This window comes from Pseudomonas folii (genome assembly GCF_014357575.1).
Classification (GTDB): domain Bacteria; phylum Pseudomonadota; class Gammaproteobacteria; order Pseudomonadales; family Pseudomonadaceae; genus Aquipseudomonas; species Aquipseudomonas folii.
In genome coordinates, this window is the sequence record NZ_JACONW010000009.1 from 1 (window position 1) to 19455 (window position 19455).

At 59.4% G+C, this 19455-nt stretch carries 19 protein-coding genes; 10 read left to right on the plus strand and 9 right to left on the minus strand.

Going from position 1 to position 19455, the window contains the following annotated elements:
* Positions 1-14 precede the first annotated feature (14 nt).
* From nusB to nrdR, 6 genes are all read right to left on the minus strand, one after another.
* Positions 15-515, minus strand: coding sequence for a transcription antitermination factor NusB (nusB, locus tag H8S59_RS03570; RefSeq protein WP_187520547.1), 501 nt, complete (start codon positions 513-515; stop codon positions 15-17).
* A complete protein-coding gene (ribH, locus tag H8S59_RS03575) occupies positions 512-988 on the minus strand; it encodes a 6,7-dimethyl-8-ribityllumazine synthase (RefSeq protein ID WP_027901702.1) in 477 nt (158 codons plus the stop codon). Before ribH ends, nusB begins: the two co-directional genes overlap by 4 nt.
* A gap of 114 nt (positions 989-1102) precedes the next feature.
* Positions 1103-2194, minus strand: a complete 1092-nt coding sequence (gene ribBA / locus H8S59_RS03580) for a bifunctional 3,4-dihydroxy-2-butanone-4-phosphate synthase/GTP cyclohydrolase II (protein ID WP_095100524.1) — start codon at positions 2192-2194, stop codon at positions 1103-1105.
* Between the two features lie 17 nt (positions 2195-2211).
* Positions 2212-2883 carry a riboflavin synthase gene (locus H8S59_RS03585; protein ID WP_095100526.1) on the minus strand — a complete coding sequence of 224 codons (672 nt, stop codon included), beginning with the start codon at positions 2881-2883 and terminating at the stop codon, positions 2212-2214.
* A gap of 47 nt (positions 2884-2930) precedes the next feature.
* Positions 2931-4031, minus strand: coding sequence for a bifunctional diaminohydroxyphosphoribosylaminopyrimidine deaminase/5-amino-6-(5-phosphoribosylamino)uracil reductase RibD (gene ribD / locus H8S59_RS03590; protein WP_176469963.1), 1101 nt, complete (start codon positions 4029-4031; stop codon positions 2931-2933).
* 41 nt (positions 4032-4072) lie between these two features.
* A complete protein-coding gene (gene nrdR / locus H8S59_RS03595; RefSeq protein ID WP_027901698.1) occupies positions 4073-4537 on the minus strand; it encodes a transcriptional regulator NrdR in 465 nt (154 codons plus the stop codon).
* Between the two features lie 217 nt (positions 4538-4754).
* Here nrdR and H8S59_RS03600 point away from each other — a divergent pair, with 217 nt between their 5' ends.
* The 3 genes from H8S59_RS03600 to trxA all read left to right on the plus strand — a co-directional run bounded on the left by H8S59_RS03600 (position 4755) and on the right by trxA (position 6937).
* Positions 4755-5207, plus strand: a complete 453-nt coding sequence (locus H8S59_RS03600) for a hypothetical protein (protein ID WP_095100593.1) — start codon at positions 4755-4757, stop codon at positions 5205-5207.
* Complete coding sequence (locus H8S59_RS03605; protein ID WP_187520548.1) at positions 5204-5914, plus strand: class I SAM-dependent methyltransferase; 711 nt, start codon at positions 5204-5206, stop codon at positions 5912-5914. The genes H8S59_RS03600 and H8S59_RS03605 overlap by 4 nt, the downstream gene beginning before the upstream one ends.
* A 150-nt stretch (positions 5915-6064) precedes the next feature.
* Positions 6065-6937, plus strand: coding sequence for a thioredoxin (trxA, locus tag H8S59_RS03610; protein ID WP_187520549.1), 873 nt, complete (start codon positions 6065-6067; stop codon positions 6935-6937).
* A 10-nt stretch (positions 6938-6947) separates the two neighbouring features.
* Here the strand turns inward: trxA and H8S59_RS03615 are convergent, their stop codons facing one another.
* Positions 6948-7304, minus strand: a complete 357-nt coding sequence (locus tag H8S59_RS03615; RefSeq protein ID WP_187520550.1) for a hypothetical protein — start codon at positions 7302-7304, stop codon at positions 6948-6950.
* Between the two features lie 507 nt (positions 7305-7811).
* Here H8S59_RS03615 and H8S59_RS03620 point away from each other — a divergent pair.
* The 6 genes from H8S59_RS03620 (at position 7812) to H8S59_RS03645 (ending at position 12300) form a co-directional block, all read left to right on the plus strand.
* Complete coding sequence (locus H8S59_RS03620) at positions 7812-8012, plus strand: hypothetical protein (protein WP_187520551.1); 201 nt, start codon at positions 7812-7814, stop codon at positions 8010-8012.
* Positions 8013-8213: 201 nt separating this feature from the next.
* Entirely contained in the window at positions 8214-8807 is a 594-nt protein-coding gene (locus H8S59_RS03625; RefSeq protein ID WP_187520552.1) for a DUF2796 domain-containing protein, read from the plus strand.
* Between the two features lie 72 nt (positions 8808-8879).
* Positions 8880-9590 carry an ABC transporter ATP-binding protein gene (locus H8S59_RS03630; RefSeq protein WP_187520553.1) on the plus strand — a complete coding sequence of 237 codons (711 nt, stop codon included), beginning with the start codon at positions 8880-8882 and terminating at the stop codon, positions 9588-9590.
* A 1-nt stretch (position 9591) separates the two neighbouring features.
* Complete coding sequence (locus tag H8S59_RS03635; protein ID WP_095100541.1) at positions 9592-10857, plus strand: ABC transporter permease; 1266 nt, start codon at positions 9592-9594, stop codon at positions 10855-10857.
* An 11-nt stretch (positions 10858-10868) separates the two neighbouring features.
* The gene (locus H8S59_RS03640) at positions 10869-11390 is read left to right on the plus strand and encodes a DUF3299 domain-containing protein (RefSeq protein ID WP_095100543.1); all 522 of its coding nucleotides are present in this window, start codon (positions 10869-10871) and stop codon (positions 11388-11390) included.
* A 223-nt stretch (positions 11391-11613) separates the two neighbouring features.
* On the plus strand, positions 11614-12300 hold the full coding sequence (locus tag H8S59_RS03645; protein ID WP_187520554.1) for an OmpW/AlkL family protein: 687 nt from the start codon (positions 11614-11616) through the stop codon (positions 12298-12300).
* A 242-nt stretch (positions 12301-12542) separates the two neighbouring features.
* On the opposite strand, the gene H8S59_RS03650 is transcribed toward H8S59_RS03645, so the two are convergent.
* Both H8S59_RS03650 and H8S59_RS03655 read right to left on the minus strand, forming a co-directional pair.
* Positions 12543-13472: an NAD-dependent epimerase/dehydratase family protein gene (locus tag H8S59_RS03650; protein ID WP_095100547.1), complete on the minus strand. Its 930-nt coding sequence runs from the start codon at positions 13470-13472 to the stop codon at positions 12543-12545.
* Positions 13465-14349, minus strand: coding sequence for a sugar nucleotide-binding protein (locus tag H8S59_RS03655; protein ID WP_095100549.1), 885 nt, complete (start codon positions 14347-14349; stop codon positions 13465-13467). Before H8S59_RS03655 ends, H8S59_RS03650 begins: the two co-directional genes overlap by 8 nt.
* A gap of 434 nt (positions 14350-14783) precedes the next feature.
* On the opposite strand from H8S59_RS03655, the gene H8S59_RS03660 reads away from it, so the two are divergent.
* A complete protein-coding gene (locus tag H8S59_RS03660; protein ID WP_187520555.1) occupies positions 14784-19106 on the plus strand; it encodes a DEAD/DEAH box helicase in 4323 nt (1440 codons plus the stop codon).
* Positions 19107-19455: the final 349 nt, after the last annotated feature.

Genomic DNA, 19455 nt, shown 5'->3' on the forward strand with positions numbered 1-19455 from the left:
AGGGCGACGAAAATCTAGCGCTTGTACGCCTTCACTTCAGCTTCACGCAGGCGCGGGGCCAGTTTGTCCAGCACGCCATTGACGAACTTGTGGCCGTCAGTGGAGCCGTAGACCTTCGCCAGCTCGATGCCTTCGTTGATCACAACGCGATATGGCACGTCGACGCGCTTGAGCAGCTCGTAGGTGGACAGGCGCAGGATGGCCAGTTCAACCGGATCGAGTTCTTCAATGGTCAGGTCCAGGCATGGCGTCAGGGCCGTATCGATTTCGTCGATATTGGTCGGCACGCCGCGCAACAGCTCGCTGAAGTACGGGCCGTCGACGTCTTTGAAATCGTTATCGACGCGGAACTGTGCTTCGATTTCATTCAGCGAATGACCCGCCATGTGCCACTGGTAAAGCGCTTGAGTTGCCAACTGACGGGCTTCCCGGCGCTTTACACTCTTGGATGGCTTGCCAGCGTCCGCAGGTTTTGGATCGCGCGGATTGAACTGATCGCTATCGTCAGAAATCACTTGGCCTCCAACTGCGCCAGCAGGCTGACCATTTCAAGGGCGGACAACGCAGCTTCTGCGCCTTTGTTACCCGCTTTGGTGCCGGAACGCTCGATCGCTTGTTCGATGGTGTCGACCGTCAACACGCCAAACGCAACCGGCACGCCGAACTCCATGGAGACCTGAGACAGGCCTTTGACACATTCGCCAGCCACGTATTCAAAGTGCGGAGTACCACCACGAATCACCGCGCCGAGGGCGACGATGGCGGCGAACTCGCTGCGCTGGGCAACTTTCTGCACAACCAGCGGGATTTCGAAGGCACCCGGAGCGCGGATGATGGTGATGTCGCTTTCCTTGACGCCGTGGCGTACCAAAGCATCAACAGCGCCGCTCACCAGACTTTCCACGACGAAGCTGTTGAAACGGCCAACTACCAGAGCGTAGCGGCCTTGGGGAGCGACGAAGGTACCTTCGATGGTCTTCAGGGTCATTCGTGTAAGTCTCGTATTAAAGAGCAAGTCAGCCTTGGGGCGGACTATAGGGATGTTAGGCCACGAATCAGATTAGCCGGTGGCACGCACAAAAGCGTACCACCCGACCGGTCTTTATTCGGAGGGCACGTATTCTACAACTTCCAGATCGAAACCGGATATCGCATTGAACTTCATTGGCGAACTCATCAGGCGCATTTTACGCACGCCGAGGTCACGCAGGATCTGCGAACCGGCACCCACGGTGCTGTAAGTGGTCGGCGATTTGATCGGTAATTGCCCGGCGGTTTCACGAATATGCGCCAGCAGCACGTCGCCATCCAGCGGATGCCCCAGCAACAGGACAACACCGCTGCCCGCGTTAGAGACCGCGGTCATCGCGGCGCGCAGGCTCCAGCGCCCCGGTTGCTTGACCATCAACAGGTCACGCAGCGGGTCCATATTATGCACCCGCACCAGCGTCGGCTCTTCTGCGCAAATCTTGCCCAGAGTCAGCGCGAGGTGGACGTCACCTTCCACTGAATCGCGATAGGTCACCAGGTTGAACTGGCCCAATTCGCTGTCCATCGGCTGCTCGGCAATCCGCTGAACGGTACGTTCGTGGATCATCCGGTAGTGAATCAGATCGGCAATCGTACCGATCTTGATGTCGTGTTCCAGCGCAAAAGCTTCCAGTTCAGCACGACGCGACATGGTGCCGTCGTCGTTCATCACTTCACAGATCACGCCAGTGGGCTCGAAACCGGCCATGCGCGCCAGGTCACAGGCCGCTTCGGTGTGACCGGCCCGGGACAGCGTACCGCCCGCCTGAGCCATCAACGGAAAAATATGGCCGGGGCTGACAATGTCTTCCGCTTTGGCGTCTTTGGCCGCTGCAGCCTGCACGGTGCGAGCACGGTCAGCAGCAGAAATGCCGGTGGTCACGCCTTCGGCCGCTTCGATGGACACCGTGAACTTGGTGCCGAAACCGGAACCGTTGCGCGGAGCCATGAGTGGCAGCTTGAGGGCCTCACAGCGCTCACGGGTCATCGGCATGCAAATCAGGCCACGCGCATAGCGGGCCATAAAGTTGATGTGTTCAGCCTTGACGCATTCGGAAGCCATGATCAGATCGCCTTCGTTCTCGCGATCTTCGTCATCCATGAGGATGACCATTTTGCCCTGGCGAATGTCTTCAACCAGTTCTTCGATACTATTGAGCGCCACGCGGCACCCCCTTCAATTCAGGATTTGAGGTAGCCGTTGGCGGCCAGAAAGCTTTCGGTGATGGTGCCAGCCTGCCCTTTCGAGGAGTCGGCGGCCTTGTCGCCCATCAGCAAACGCTCCAGATAACGCGCCAGCAAATCCACCTCAAGATTGACCTTACGGCCCGGACGGTAGTCGGCCATGATCGTTTCGGCCAGGGTATGCGGCACGATGGTCAGCTCGAACTCCGCACCGTCAACGGCGTTCACGGTCAGGCTGGTGCCATCAACCGTGATAGAACCTTTGTGCGATATGTACCTGGCCAGCTCGCGGGGTGCGCGCACCTTGAACTGAATGGCACGGGCGTTTTCCTCGCGGGATACGATCTCGCCAACGCCATCGACGTGGCCGCTGACCAGATGGCCGCCCAGACGGGTAGTCGGGGTCAGGGCCTTTTCCAGATTGACCGGGCTGCCGGTCTTGAGATCGATGAACGCCGTGACGTCGAGGGTTTCGCGGCTGACATCAGCCCAGAAGCCATCGCCGGGCAGCTCTACAGCAGTCAGGCAAACGCCGTTGACCGCGATGCTGTCGCCCAGTTTGACGTCGCTCAGATCAAGTTTGCCCGTCTCGACGTAAACGCGGACATCGCCGCCTTTAGGGGTGATGGCGCGGATGCTGCCGATGGATTCGATGATGCCAGTAAACATGGGTCCTCCAGGAGAACAAGCCCAGCGCGCTGAGCGAAAGGCCGAAATTATACGCCGGGTGCGAGCTTGGGGGTGGCAATGACTCTCCAGTCATCACCAACGGCGCGTATATCGGTAATTTTCAGCTCAAAAGCCTCGCTCATCTGCGCCAAAGGCAGATCAAGCAATGGGCGAGCTGAAGAGCCGAGGAACTTGCCTGCGATAAAAATCTGAAACTCATCCACCAGCCCCAGGCGAGTAAACGCCCCGGCCAGGCGCGGGCCCGCTTCGATCAGCACATCGTTGACGCCACGAGCCACCAGTTCGACCAGCAACTTGCGCAGGTCTACATGACCGCCGCTTCCGGCCAGGGCCAACATGTCGTGGCCTTCATCGTGATAACGCTCGCGGGCTGATGCGGCAGCGCAGGTCACAACCAACGCATGTCCGGCCTGAAAGAACGGCGCATCCAGCGGCACTCGCAGACGGCCATCGATCAACACCCGCAGCGGCGGGCGCGTCATGGCCAAGCCCGTGAGCTCGGCATTCAGGCCCAGTTCATCAGGACGTACGGTCAGGCGAGCCTTGTCGGCGAGCACGGTATCCGCGCCGGTCAATACGACACTTGATTGCGCACGCAGCCGCTGTACCGCCCCACGCGCAGCCGGGCCGGTGATCCACTGGCTTTCGCCGCTGGCCATGGCGGTGCGACCGTCCAGGCTCATGGCGAGCTTGACCGTCACATACGGCAAGCCTTTGATCATGCGCTTGAGAAAGCCTTTATTCAGCGCCCGGGCTTCGTCTTCCAGCACCCCGCACTGCACCGAAATACCGGCATTCATCAGACGCAGCAAGCCACGTCCGGCAACATCGGGATTGGGGTCCTGCATGGCAGCGACCACTCGCGCCACGCCAGCATTGACCAGCGCATCAGCGCACGGCGGCGTGCGGCCATGGTGGCTGCAAGGCTCCAGAGTCACATAAGCCGTCGCGCCTTTGGCCTTGTCGCCCGCCTGACGCAATGCATGCACTTCGGCGTGAGGTTCGCCAGCCCGGGCGTGCCAGCCTTCGCCGACAATCTGCCCGTCGTGCACAATCACGCAGCCGACACGTGGGTTGGGATGGGTGGAGTAAATCCCGTGGCGCGCCAGTTCCAGCGCGCGCGCCATGTAATGGGTGTCCAGCACGGTTAGCTCAGTCAACGAAGCACTCACTCTTTAGCTGGCTCGCGAGCCAGGCGATCGATTTCTTCGCGGAATTCGTTGAGGTCCTGAAAACGCCTGTAAACAGAAGCAAAGCGGATATACGCCACTTCGTCGAGCTTTTGCAGTTCGCCCATAACCAGATTGCCCACCACCAGCGACTTGACCTCACGTTCGCCCGTCGCACGCAGCTTGTGCTTGATGTGCACCAGCGCAGCTTCCAGACGTTCGACACTGACCGGGCGTTTCTCAAGAGCACGCTGCATACCGGCGCGCAGCTTCTCTTCATCGAAGGGCTGACGGCTGCCGTCCTGCTTGATCAGGCGCGGGAGAACCAGTTCGGCTGTTTCGAACGTCGTGAAACGCTCACCGCACGCCAGACATTCGCGACGACGACGAACTTGATCGCCTTCGGCAACCAGGCGGGAATCGATGACTTTGGTGTCATTGGCACCGCAAAAGGGACAGTGCATGGTGGCAGGCAACAAAAATAGGAAGGGCCGCCATGGTAGCGCATCCCGCTGGCAAGACAAGTCTTGGACTTTGCGCTATATAGGCGCGCATCTGGCGCGGTGTTCAGCGATACTGCTGGCCATTGGGCTATTTATCGGCGTTTGCGGGTAATTTAGCGTTACCGTCATTGAGCGGTTTAGTGCTGTCCTTCGTATTGAATTTTTGTTGGAGCTGTTCATGACGCTACGATCGCTGATGTTGCTCAGCCTGATTGGCTTGCTTGCCGCGTGCAGCAGCAATGAGACACCAGAAACTGTTCCGGCCAAACCTGCCACGGTGCCCGTCGTAAAAGTACCGGCCGGCCCCGGCCCATTGCAGCCCTTCCAGCGAGAGCTGAGCGGGCAGTTGCTAGGCGTACCCGCTGGTGCCGAGGTTGAATTGGCGCTGTTAGTGATCGACGAGCGCGGTCGTCCGCAGAAACTGCTGACCAGCACCAAACTGCAAGGCAACAATCAGTCGCTGCCATTCCAGCTGCGTTTCAACCCGGAAGCCTTTCCGGTGGGTCAGCGCGTCGAACTGCGCGGCCGTGCCAGCAAGTCCGGGCAATTGATCCTGCATCTGCCGTCGATGCGTATTGAACAACCCGTCACACAAGCGCTGGGGCCTTTGCAGTTCGAAACTGCGCCATGATTGCACCGCAACACCTGCAACAGGCACTCAGCGAATTGCTTGGCGATGCGCAACTGGTCGCCACCGCCCTGCCGGACACCGACTTGCGGCTGTGGCTGATCGACGCCGAGAACATGGATCGTGCCTTCAGCCCCGAAGAAACCCGACGCATTCTTGAAGAGCCGCCGTACTGGAGTTTCTGCTGGGCCAGCGGCCTGGCGCTGGCGCGGTTTCTGGCAGAGCAACCGCAGTGGGTCGCCGGTAAGCGAGTGCTGGATTTTGGCGCAGGTTCAGGTGTGGCGGGGATTGCGGCGGTTAAAGCGGGTGCACTTGAAGTGGTCGCCTGTGATCTTGATCCGCTGGCCCTAGAAGCCTGCCGCGCGAATGCTGAACTGAACGGCGTGCAATTGAGCTACTCGGCTGACTTCTTTGCCGAAGCGGATAGTTTCGATTTGATTATCGTCGCGGACGTGCTCTACGACCGGGCCAACTTGCCGCTGCTGGACCAGTTTCTCAGTCGCGGGCAGCAGGCGTTGGTGGCTGATTCGAGAGTGCGGGATTTTCAGCACCCGCTGTACGAGCGCCTGGGGATATTCGAGGCGCACACCTTGCCGGATCTGGCTGAGCCCCATGAGTTTCGCAAAGTGAGCCTCTACCACGCTGAGCGAGTTGAAATGCAATCCCCTGTGGGAGCGGTGCTTGCCCGCGATAGGAACGACGCGATCTAAAGTGAACCGCGTCCAGCCTTATCGCGGGCAAGCACCGCTCCCACATGATCACCGCTCCCACAAGGAAGTGCTTCGCCTGCAACGCCGCTTTGCGCAAACCCACGCGCCCTTTATAGTTGACCCCATTCAGATCCCCCCCCGAGATTCGCAATGAACCAGGACACTACCTACATCTTCGACGCTACGGCGGCGACCTTTCAGCAACTGGTCATCGACAAGTCTTTCGACCAGCCCGTGCTGGTGGACTTCTGGGCCGAATGGTGCGCGCCCTGCAAAGTGCTGATGCCGCTGCTGGCGCAGATCACCGAGAGCTATCAGGGTGAGTTGCTGCTGGTGAAGGTCGATTGCGACGCCGAACAAGACATCGTCGCCCGCTTCGGCATCCGTAGCCTGCCGACGGTTGTGCTGTTCAAGGACGGCCAGCCCATCGACGGCTTCACCGGCGCCCAGCCTGAATCAGAGATCCGCAAGATTCTCGAACAGCACGTGGTCATGCCTGCGCCAGTCGCCGCTGATCCGCTGAAACTGGCTCAGGAAATGTTCGCTGAAAGCCACTTCGCTGAAGCCGAAGCTGCGTTGCAACAGATCCTGACCGAAGACAACACCAACGCGGAGGCGCTGATTCTTTACGCACGCTGCCTGGCGGAGCGCGGTGAGCTGGGCGAAGCACGACAAGTCCTGGACGCGGTGAAGACTGACGAACACAAAGCTGATTTGGCCGGTGCTCGCGCCCAGTTGACCTTCCTGGCTGAAGCCAAGGCATTCCCGGATGCGGCAGACCTCAAGGCTCGCCTGGCGCAAAACCCGCAGGATGACGAAGCCGTGCATCAGCTGGCGATTCAGCAACTGGCCCGCCAGCAATACGAAGCGGCGCTGGAAGGCTTGTTGAAGCTGTTCATCCGCAACCGCAACTACGCCGACGGCCTGCCACACAAAACCCTGCTGCAAGTCTTCGACCTGTTGGGCAACGACCATCCACTGGTCACTGCCTACCGTCGCAAGTTGTTTGCTGCGCTGTACTAAGCCCCTGTCATCAGGCGTCTGTATTGACCCAGCTGTAGAGCGGCGCGTCCTGCCCGCTCTCGACCTTGACTTGCGAACTGTGGCGCAAGCGCACTAACAGGCGCTTGCCTGCCGCCGTACTGCCAGTCAGACCTTCCAGTTGATCCAGTAACTCTGGGCCATTGATCTGCCCGGCCTTGCGTAACAGGTCCAAGGCAATCTGCCAAATCTTGTCGTCCTGCCTTGCCGGTTTGCTGACCACGGCTGCGGCGGTGGCTTCAGGTTTGGCAGCTTTGAGTTGAGCGCCGAGCTGCGCCCAATCGCCCTCATCCAGCTCCAGCGTCAAATCCACCGGCCAATCGCCAACGGTTCCACGAATACGCAACATGGGTGCTTCCTCTTTTTTTGCAGGGGGACATGCTCGCATAGGGATACCGCGATTGTCCTGCTGGGCATTTTTGGTGACTGTACTGGCCCTTTCCCGGCTGAAGTCGGTCCCACTGAATAACACAGCTCCTGTTGGAGCGAGGCTTGCCCGCGAACCAGTTGCCTCGGTATGGCAGACACACCGCGTTATCGTTCTTCGCGGGCAAGCCTCGCTCCAACAGGATCTGCACTCAGGCAGAGACCATTCCTACACCTCATATCGCTTTTGTTACCTCCCTGTCCCCGCACCGCGTCGGTAATGTGCGCCAGTCGTTGCAGCAGCAGCGAACAGACGTCGCAGTCTGAACCAGCAGAAGGCATACATACTTTCAAAACGCTTTATGGCGGCTGTATGTGGGACACCTGAAAGGTGTGCCGGGATGCCTTTGGCTCGGTCTGCGAACCCATTACAGCCGCCACCCATTCGAACGCAGCGTTGTGTGGCAGCCTTTACCCCAAAGGAAATGCCATGAAAAAAACCAAGAAAAGCTCAATTCACCAACCCATCGACTGCCTCCACGAAGCCAGAACCCAAGGCTTCGCCTACCTCACGCCCGATGAACATCGTCTTATAGAAACCCTGCGCTGGACCACTCATGCCGGGCGAACAATCATTTATACATTGGCCCAGGACCTGCGCCGGGCGCGGCCTTGGGCTCAGCGCGCTTAATAACTGGAATGAATCCCCGGTAGGAGCCAACTTGTTGGCGAGGCATAGGACCTGCGTAATGAGAACTATCGTCTCGCCAACAAGTTGGCTCCTACCTGGGAAGTGCTCGCTACTCAATCCAAATTCCGGCTCACGCTCCCGACAATAATTGTTATAAGATCACATAACGATCTTTATCCAGTCATGTCCGGAGTCTGTTTTATGCGCCGTCTGCTGCTCGCTTTGCCCTTGGCCCTGCTTCCCCTCGCGATGGTTAATGCAGCCCCCGAGCATGATCACGACCACGAGCACGGTAGCCTCGGCGCACATGAGCACGGTGTGGGTCGGCTGGACGTTGCGCTGGTCGGCGGCACGCTGGAGTTCGAACTGGACAGCCCGGCCATGAACCTCGTCGGTTTCGAGCATCTGGCCACCAGCGCTGAAGACAAGGCCAAAGTCGCCGCTGCCAAAGATGTGCTGCTCAAGCCTCACGCGCTGTTCAGCATTCCGGAAGCCGCCGAATGCAACGTGGTTTCCCAGAAGCTGGAAAGCCCATTGTTCGGTGACAAGCCTGATGCTGACGCAGGCCACGATCATGACCATGACGCCAAAGACGCCCACGATGAGCACGAACACAGCGAAATCCATGGCACTTACAAGTTCACCTGTAAGGTTCCGGCCGTACTGAAGACCCTCGACCTGTCGACCATCTTCAAGTCGTTCCCGGGCACCGAAAAACTTCAGGTCCAGTTGATCTCGCCAAAAGGCCAGTCGGGTGCCGAAGTTCGTCCGAGCAATCCAAGCCTGAAATTCTGATTCAGCTATTGTTGAAAACCGACCGGGCTTGCCCGGTCGTTTGATTTCCATTCTGGCGGATTCACACTGGCCATGACTCAAGCACTGATCGAACTGTCCAACCTTGGCTTCACCTGGCCAGGCCACACGCAATTGCTGGATATCCCGGCATTTCGGCTGGAGCCGGGCGAAACGCTGTTTCTCAAAGGCCCCAGCGGTAGCGGCAAGACGACGCTACTGGGCTTGCTGGGCGGCGTGCAAAAACCCAATCGTGGCAGCATTCGCTTGCTGGGCCAGGAACTGAATGAACTCTCATCCGGTGAGCGTGACCGGTTTCGGGTCAATCACACCGGCTACATCTTCCAGCAGTTCAACCTGCTGCCGTTTCTTTCGGTACGGGAGAACGTCGAACTGCCATGCCACTTCTCCAAGGTCCGCGCCGAACGTGCGAAACAGCGCCACGGCAGCGTGGAAAGTGCCGCCACCACGCTACTGGCTCATCTAGGTTTGAAAGACCCGCAAATGCTTGCACGACGCGCCGACTCGTTGTCCATAGGTCAACAGCAGCGAGTGGCAGCCGCCCGCGCCTTGATCGGCCAGCCAGAGCTGGTGATCGCTGACGAACCGACTTCGGCACTCGACACCGACGCACGGGAAGCCTTCATCAAATTGTTGTTCGCCGAGTGCCGCGAAGCAGGCAGCAGCCTGTTGTTCGTCAGCCATGACCAGAGCCTGGCACCGCTATTCGACCGCAGCCTGTCGCTGTCCGAACTCAATCGCGCCGCCGTCGCCGCAGAGGTTTGAGATGTATTTGTTTCGCCTAGCCATGGCCAGTCTGGCTAATCGTCGTTTCACTGCCTTCCTTACCGCCTTCGCCATTGCCTTGTCGGTGTGCCTGTTGCTGGCCGTGGAGCGCGTGCGCACCGAAGCCCGCGCCAGTTTCGCCAGCACCATCAGCGGGACGGACTTGATCGTCGGTGCGCGCTCCGGCTCGATCAATCTGCTGCTGTATTCGGTGTTCCGTATCGGTAACGCCACCAACAATATTCGCTGGGACAGCTTTGAGGAGATCGCACAGAGCAAGCAGGTGAAATGGGCGATCCCGATTTCCCTGGGCGACTCCCATCGCGGCTATCGGGTGATGGGCACCAACGAAAACTACTTCGAGCATTATCAGTTTGGGCGCCAGCAACATCTGGAGCTCGCCCAAGGTCGGGCCTTTGCGACGGACCCATTTGAAGTGGTACTCGGCGCAGAAGTGGCCGATGCCTTGAAGTACAAGCTCGGTGACAAGCTGGTGCTGGCCCATGGCGTCGCGGCGGTCAGTCTGGTCAAGCACGACGATAAACCGTTTACCGTAGTCGGTATTCTCAAGCGTACCGGCACGCCGGTGGATCGTACGTTGCACATCAGCCTCGGCGGCATGGAAGCGATTCATATCGACTGGCAAAACGGCGTGCCTGCCCACGGCAACGGACGTATATCTGCCGATCAAGCGCGCAACATGGACCTGACGCCCAAGGCGATTACGGCGTTCATGTTAGGTTTGAACAGCAAGATCGCCACCTTCTCAATGCAACGTCAGATCAATGAATTCCGGGGCGAGCCGTTGCTGGCGATCCTGCCCGGCGTGGCCCTTCAGGAACTGTGGAGTCTGATGGGCACGGCCGAAAAAGCCTTGTTTGTGATTTCGCTGTTCGTGGTTCTGACGGGTTTGATCGGCATGCTCACGGCCATTCTCACCAGCCTCAACGAGCGACGCAGAGAGATGGCAATTCTGCGTTCAGTGGGCGCCCGTCCCTGGCACATCGCGACGCTGCTGATCATGGAGGCCTTTGCCCTTGCACTCGCGGGCGTAGCCAGCGGCATGGTCCTGCTGTATGTCGGCATCGCTGCCGCTCAAGGCTACGTACAAAGCAATTACGGGCTGTTCCTGCCGCTTTCGCTGCCCAGTGAATATGAATGGACGCTGCTCGGTGGCATTCTGGCTGCCGCGTTGTTGATGGGTGTTGTGCCTGCGTGGCGTGCCTATCGGCAGTCGTTGGCCGACGGTTTGTCGATTCGTTTGTGAGGACGTTCAACATGCGACGCCTTTTGTTGCTTTTGCTGTTATCGGTCAGCTCACCGTTGTGGGCGGCCGAACCGAAGGTGCTGACCTGGGAAGAAATGATCCCCCCGGATGCGCCAAAAATCGCGCCGATCACGGCGCCCATTCATGACATGTCAAAGCTGTCCGACGCGTTGTCCGTGGAGTCGGCACCCGCCGCCCATCAACAATCGCCCCACGCGCCAGTGGTCAAGGCATTGGACGGCCAGAATGTGCGCTTGCCGGGTTATATCGTGCCACTGGAAGTCAGCGAAGAAGGCCGCGTCACGGAGTTCCTGCTGGTGCCGTATTTCGGCGCGTGCATCCACGTGCCGCCACCGCCTTCGAACCAGATCGTGCATGTCACCAGCGGGCTGGGCGTGAAGGTTGAAGAGCTTTATCAGCCGTACTGGATTGAAGGGCCAATGCAGGTCAAAGCCTCGACCAGTGAGTTGGCCGACGCGGGCTACAGCATGGAGGCTGACAAGATCCTGGTTTATGAGTTGCCCGATACGTAGGCCCACCCGCGGGGGCCGAATTCATCCGGGAAAGCAGGACTTCTGACGAAGCAGATGCAGCGGATGTGCCGGCCCTTTCGCGAACAAGTTCGTTCCTACCGGTTTGGTGCAAAAGATCGTTTCAGGGGGCTTAATTGCGATTTCATTGAGCTGTGTCAAAGCCTTGGTTCAGACGCTCCGTACCATTGGCGACAGACAACTTGAATCGCCTTTTGGAGCCCTCATGAACAAGACCCTGCTCAGCGCTTCCCTCTTTGCGCTGGCGCTCAGCGCCCCTTACGCCGCTCAGGCTTATGAGGCCGGTGACTTCATCGTTCGCGCCGGTGTCGCGCACGTTGAGCCGAATGAAGACAGCGGCGAGGTGAAGCTCGACGGCACCAAAGTCTCCGGCACCAAGGCGACGGTTGATGGCGAAAATCAGCTTGGTCTGACGTTCGGCTACATGATTACCCCGCACGTGGGTCTTGAATTGCTGGCGGCAACACCTTTCAGCCACACCGTTTCGGTCAAAGGGCTGGGCCCTGGCCTGGATGGCAAACTGGCGGACGTTAAACAACTGCCGCCGACTCTGTCGCTGCAGTACTACCCGATGGAAGCCTCGTCGAAGTTTCAGCCCTACGCGGGTGTAGGCATCAACTACACCACGTTCTTCGACACCGACCTGACCGGCAATCGCAAGAGCCAGGGCTTCAGCAACCTGAAGATGAAAGACTCCGTCGGCCTGGCTGCACAAGTCGGTATGGACTACATGCTGACCGACAACATTCTGGTTAACGCCTCAGTCTGGTATGTGGACATCGACACCGAAGCGACTGTCGACGGCCCGTCAGCACTGAGCGTCGGCAAGACCAAAGTGAGCGTGGACATTGACCCATGGGTTTACATGGTGGGTGTGGGTTATAAGTTTTGAAGGCATGAATGCGATTTGAACTGCAGGGAATTCCATGTGTGCCGCACTGACGTGGGACCGGCTTTAGCCGGGAAGAGGCCCGAACATTCGATACATTTTCGTTGCCAGGAATATAGCCTTCCCGGCTAAAGCCGGTCCCACGACATAGCGCCAATATTTGGGACCCCGCCTACATTGAGTCACAGCCTGCGCCCACAAAAAAAGCACCTTCGCGGTGCTTTTTTTTGAGTCTCGATCAGCTATCAACGACCAAGCAATTTCGCCAACCCTACCTTCAGCGGCGTTGGCTCACCCAGAGTAAACCGCTCCAGCAGGCGCTGGTTATTCGCTCGTGAGTGGCGGATGTCACCGGAGCGAGCCGTTTGATAGGTCACTTGCGGCTGTTTGCCCACCACGTCTGCCAACGCTGCCAGCAACTGGTTCAACGAAGTGGTCTTGTTCAGACCGACGTTGACCGCACCCGACTCGACCTGCGGCAGATCCAGTGCTTGAGTCAGCAACTTGACCACGTCGCCCACGTAGAAGAAATCCCGTGTTTGCTCGCCATCACCAAACACAGCGATGGGCAGGCCTTTTACTGCGCGCTCGGCAAAGATACTGATCACACCGGAATAAGGCGACGATGGATCCTGGCGCGGACCAAAGATATTGAAGAAACGAAAGACTACCGGCTCCAGACCATGCTGGCGGCCGTAGAAATCGAGGTAGTGCTCGCTGGACAGCTTGTCAGAGGCATAAGGCGTCAAGGGCGCTTTGGGCGTGTCTTCGCTGATGGCTTCGCCTTCGCCGTTGTTGCCGTACACCGCAGCACTGGAGGCAAAGACCACGCGTTTGATGCCTGCTTCACGCATGGCCTCACACACGTTCAACGTGCCGATGAAATTGCTCTGGTGCGTACGCACAGGGTCATCGACTGAAGCCTGAACCGAGGCAACAGCCGCCAGATGCGCAACAGCTTTGCAGCCCAGTGCAGCGCGCGTCACCAGATCGGCATCGGCAACGTCACCTTCGATCAGCTCGATACGCGGGTTATCCAGCGGCAGGTTGCTGCGCTTGCCAGTGGAAAGGTCATCAAGGATACGCACCGCATGCCCTTGGGCCAGCAGTGCATCGGCGAGATGCGAGCCAATGAAACCGGCACCGCCGGTAATCAGGACGGGAAGATCAGACATGACGGTAATAACGATCCAGAAGGCTCGGCAACCCGGCACGCCATGCGCGAGGTTTGACGCCGAAAGTATGGAGAATTTTCTTGCAGGCCAGCACGCCATGTTGCGGCTCGTCTGCCGCGTCGGGACGTGCAGCATGAGCCTGCGCAGTCGGAGACTCTATCGCCAGCGAATGCAACAAGCGGGCTTCTGTAAGAATCGCCTGCCCAAGCGCCAGCGGCGTAGTCGCCTCATGACCGGCGTAGTGGTAAGTGCCCCAGAGCGGCGCTTCACAATCGAGCTGTTTGAGGACAGCGATCATGACCCGTGCAGCATCGTCTACCGGCGTCGGATTGCCACGTCGGTCGTCGGCCATCAACAGCTCTTCTGTCGATTCGGCACGTTTCAGAAACCGCCCCAACACACCCTCGGCGCTGTCATCGAGCAGCCAGCCGAAACGCAGCAGCAGGTGTTGCGGGCAAGTAGCACGCACACTTTGCTCAATGCGCAACAGAGCCTGGCCGCGTGCGCCCAAGGGCACCGGCTCGTCTTTTTCACTGTAGGCGGTCGCCCGCGAACCATCGAAGACCCGATAGCTGGAAGGCTGCAGCAGAACAATGTTGTGGTGCTGGCACAGCTCGGCAAGGCGCTCAACAGAGCGTTCCTGACTGGACAGACGCGCGTCGCTTACGGATTCCGCCTGAAACCAGTCGAAATAGTAGGCAAGATTGATCAAGGCATCCGGACGGGTGTCATCAAGCAGTTGCGTCAGACTCGCTGCATCCCAGCCGTCTTGCGGTGGACGCGGTGCCAGGAAGCCAATGTCTTCCTCTGCACCCAGACGAATCAGCGCCTGCCCGAGGGCATTCCCGCCGCCCAACAGCATAAGGCGCATTCGCATAGAGTCAGCAGGCTCGGTATCAAATTCAGTTGAAATATTATGTGTAAAACGCCTGCAAACATATCACGTCGGCGCTTAACCCCCAACCGTTGAGGGCTGTGGGATTTTTCTGCTCCGCATGCAGGCACAGGATTAACACCTAATCCTATAGGGCGAGGATTGCGATCTATGTGGAGACTCCATGTGTGTCCGAAACGACGTGGGACCGGCTTTAGCCGGGAAAGCGGTATTTCTACCGATGAATATTCAGCGTCTGTCCCGGCCTCTTCCCGGCTAAAGCCGGTCCCACGCCATCAGTGATCCTGTGGGAGCCGAGCTTGCTCGCGATAAACGATAACGCGGCGCCTAATAAGCTAGCCTTATCGAGGGAAAGTCGGAATGCCACCGATCAAAGGCGCTTGCATCTTCCCCTTGCCACCCTCATTAATTTGCCCATGAACTTCCCGCTTATTCCCGACCCGGCGCTCGACGGTTTTCATCCGGCGGTCAGTGCCTGGTTTCGCAGTACCTTCCCTGCGGTGACGCCCGCTCAGGCGCAGGCGTGGCCGTTGATCAAGGCCCGGCGCTCGACGCTGATTGCCGCGCCCACCGGCTCAGGGAAGACCCTGACGGCGTTTCTGGCTGTGCTCGATGATCTCGTGCATAAAGGCCTTGAACACGGCGGCGAATTACCCGACCAGACTTTCGTGGTTTACGTCTCGCCGCTCAAGGCGCTGTCCAACGACATTCAGATCAATCTGCAAAACCCGCTGGCAGGCATCACGGAACAATTGCAGCGCATGAATCTGCCGCCGCTGCGTATCAGCACTGCCGTGCGAACCGGCGATACGCCGCAGAAAGATCGCGCCGCCATGCGCAAGACCGCGCCGCACATTCTGGTGACCACGCCCGAATCGCTTTACGTATTGCTCGGCTCCGACTCTGGCAGACGCATGCTCGCCAGCACACGGACGGTAATTGTCGACGAGATCCACGCTATCGCCGCCAGCAAGCGCGGCAGCCACCTGGCGCTGACACTGGAACGACTGCAAGCGCTGTGCAGCGAACCGTTGCTGCGCATCGGTTTATCGGCGACGCAAAAACCTATCGAATTAGTGTCGCGCTTTCTGGTGGGTGCTGACCCGGTCAGGCGTCCGTGCGCCATTGTCGATATCGGCCATGCACGGCCGCGGGATCTGGGGATCGAGGTGCCGCCTGTGCCCTTGGGGGCGGTCATGTCCAATGATGTGTGGGAGCTGGTCTACGACCGCCTTGCCGAGCTGGCGCGGGAGCACCGGACCACGCTGATCTTCGTCAACACTCGGCGCATGGCTGAACGCATGGCGCGACACTTGAGTGATCGCCTGAGCAGAGAAGCTGTGGCGGCGCACCATGGCAGCCTCGCCAAGGAGCAACGGCTCGATGCCGAGCAGCGTCTCAAGCGCGGCGATTTGCAGGTGCTGATCGCGACCGCGTCTCTGGAGCTGGGCATCGATATCGGCGATGTGGATCTGGTGTGTCAGATTGCCTCGCCGCGCTCCATTTCGGCCTTTCTGCAGAGGGTCGGGCGCTCCGGGCACCACGTTGGTGGCACGCCCAAAGGTCGGTTGTTCGCGACCTCCCGCGACGACCTCATCGAATGCGCCGCGCTGCTGGACTGCGTGCGACGTGGCGAGCTGGACATTTTGCAGATCCCCAAAGCACCGTTGGACGTGCTCGCGCAACAAATCGTCGCTGAAGTCAGCCTGCAGGAGTGGCACGAAGACGCGCTGCTGGACATGTTTCGTCTAGCTTCGCCTTACGCCGGGCTGGACGCCGACCACTACCAGGCACTGCTGGGTATGTTGGCCGAAGGCTATAGCGGAAGTCAGGGCGTGCGCGGCGCTTACCTGCATCGCGATGCCATGACCCGCACCTTACGGGGTCGACGAGGCAGCAAACTGACCGCCGTCACAAGCGGCGGTACGATCCCGGACAACGCCGACTACAGTGTGATTCTTGAGCCGCAGGCGCTGAACATTGGCACCGTCAACGAAGACTTCGCGGTCGAGAGCATCGCCGGGGACATCTTCCAGTTGGGCAACACGTCGTACCGCATCCTGCGCATCGAGAGCGGCCGCGTACGCGTTGAAGACGCCCAGGGCCAGCCGCCCAATATCCCATTCTGGATGGGTGAAGCACCGGGCAGAAGCGATGAGTTGTCGTTTGCCGTGGCACGCCTGCAAGGTCAGATTGACGAACTGTTAGGCGCCCACCCCGGTGATCTGCAGCCGTGTACTGACTGGCTGATCGACACTCTGGGTTTGAACCTGGCGAGTGCCGAACAATTGGTGGATTACCTGGCGCGGACTCGCTCGGTGTTGACTGCACTGCCGTCGCAAGACACGTTGATCATGGAGCGGTTTTTCGACGAGTCCGGCGGCACTCAACTGATCATACACACGCCGTTCGGCAGCCGCCTGAATCGTGCCTGGGGCCTGGCGTTGCGCAAACGCTTCTGCCGTACGTTCAATTTCGAGCTGCAAGCCGCCGCCAGTGAAGATGCAATCGTGCTGTCGCTTTCCACCAGCCATAGCTTTGAGCTGGATGAAGTCTGGCGTTATCTGAACGCCAACACAGCTGAACATCTGCTGGTTCAGGCGGTGCTGGATGCGCCGCTGTTCGGCGTACGCTGGCGCTGGAATGCCGGAACTGCGCTGGCGCTGCCCCGTTACACCGGCGGACGTAAAGTCGCGCCACAGTTACAGCGCATGAAAAGCGAAGACCTGATCGCGACAGTGTTCCCCGATCAGATCGCCTGCCTGGAAAATATCGTCGGCGAACGCGAAGTGCCGAATCATCCTTTGGTGGAGCAAACCCTCGACGATTGCCTGCACGAAGCGATGGACGCTGAAGGCTGGCTCAATCTTCTGCGGCGCATGGAAAAGGGTGAGGTCCGGCTGATTGCCCGCGACCTGCCTGCACCGTCGCCGCTGGCCGCCGAAATTCTCAACGCGCGGCCTTACGCCTTTCTCGACGACGCCCCATTGGAGGAGCGTCGTACTCAAGCCGTGCTCAACCGGCGCTGGAGTGATCCGCAGTCGTCAGACGATCTCGGCGCGCTGGATGCCGACGCCATCGTGGCAGTCAACGAGGAAGCCTGGCCTCAACCGCAGAACATCGACGAAATGCATGAAGCGCTGATGAGTCTGAGTTGTGTAAGCAACACGGAGGCCTTTGCAAATGGGGCCTGGCTGAAATGGCTGGAATCTTTGGCCCGCTCAGGACGCGCCACGCGTTTCGAGGTCGGTGCCGATCAGATGCTGTGGGTCCCCTTGGAACGCCTGACTTGTCTACAGGCCATTTATCCACTGGCGCCCATGCATCCACCGCTTAGCGCCCTGCCCGGCTTCGATGATGTCTGGGAAACCGATGACGCAATCGTTGAAGTGGTGCGCGCCCGCTTGAGCGGCTTTGGCCCGATGCCAACGCGGGACATCGCCGAGCCGTTGGCGTTGAGCGCCAGCAGCGTGGCTCAGGCGCTGGCACGGCTGGAGAGCGAGGGTTATGTGCTGCGCGGGCGCTTCAGCCCCGGTGCCACTGAGGACCAGTGGTGCGAACGGCATTTGCTGGCGAGGATTCATCGCTACACCGTCAAGCGACTGCGCCGGGAAATCGAACCGGTGTCCTTGCAGGACTTCATGCGATTTCTCTTCGACTGGCAGCATTTATCCACAGCCACTCGCAGTCAGGGCCGAGCGGCGCTGCCGGAAATCATCAGTCAACTTGAGGGCTTCAGCGCCGCCGCCGGGGCTTGGGACAGCGACTTGCTGTCGGCCCGGATCAAGGATTACTCGTCAGTCTGGCTCGATGAAATCTGCCGCTCGGGCAAGGTGGTCTGGACCCGACTGGCCACCCGCAGTAAAACCGGAGCGGTGGCATTACGCAGCACACCGATAGTGCTGCTGCCCCGTAGCCAGGTCAGTTTATGGAGCGGTCTGACTGAGCAGCCGGAGCCCGACGAGTTATCGCCCAAGGCACAGAAAGTACATGCGGCGCTGACCCAACACGGCGCCATGTTTTTTGATGAGTTGGTAAACGAAGCGCATTTGCTGCGCGCGGAACTTGAAATCGCGCTGCAAGAGTTGGTGGCTGCCGGACTGGTAAATGCCGACAGCTTTGCCGGGCTCCGTGCCTTGATCACTCCCGCCAGCAAGCGCTCTGCTCACACCAGCCGACGTAATCGCGGGGCGTTTATTGGCGGCATGGACGATGCCGGGCGTTGGGCGTTACTAAAACGTTCGACGCGCCCCGCCGCTGTCGCCAACAAGCGCCCGCAGCCTGTAGACCCGCAAGTCCTGGAGCACGTCGCGATGACACTGCTGCGCCGCTATGGTGTGGTGTTCTGGCGTCTACTTGAGCGCGAAGCCGACTGGCTGCCAAGCTGGCGGGAATTGCTGCGCACCTTTCATAGGCTCGAAGCTCGCGGTGAAATCCGCGGCGGGCGCTTCGTGAGTGGCCTGGCGGGCGAGCAATTCGCACTGCCTGAAGCGATTCCGGTGCTGCGGGAAATTCGCAAGCGACCACTGGATGGCAGCCTGATCAGCCTGAGCGCGGTTGATCCGCTGAATTTGCCAGGCACGCTGTTGCCGGGCAGCAAAGTCCCGGCGCTGGTGGGTAATCGGCTGGTGTATCGCGATGGTATTCCGGCTGCGGCAGTTATTGCGGGTAAACCCCAGTATTGGCTGGAGCTGGATCAGGAAGCGATGGCGCAGGTGCGGGACAGGCTGTTGCGCTGACTTTGAAAAGCACCGACGCCCTGTGGGAGATTCTATGTTGGCCTGCAAGCTTGCTCATGCGCTATTGACCTTGTAGGACCGGCTTTAGCCGGGAGAGCAGTATTTCTGGCGATGGATTTTTAGCGGATGTACTGACGTCCTCCCGGCTAAAGCCGGTCCTACGAGAGTGCGCGGAACTGTGGGAGCCGGGCTTGCCCGCCGTGCCAAAATCGCGAGCAAGCCCCCACAGAAATCACTGATCACGTGGGACCGGCTTCAGCCGGGAAGAGGCCGGGACAGACGCTGAATCTTTATCTGCAGAAATACCGCCTTCCCGGCTAAAGCCGGTCCCGCGTCTGATTGCAGGCAA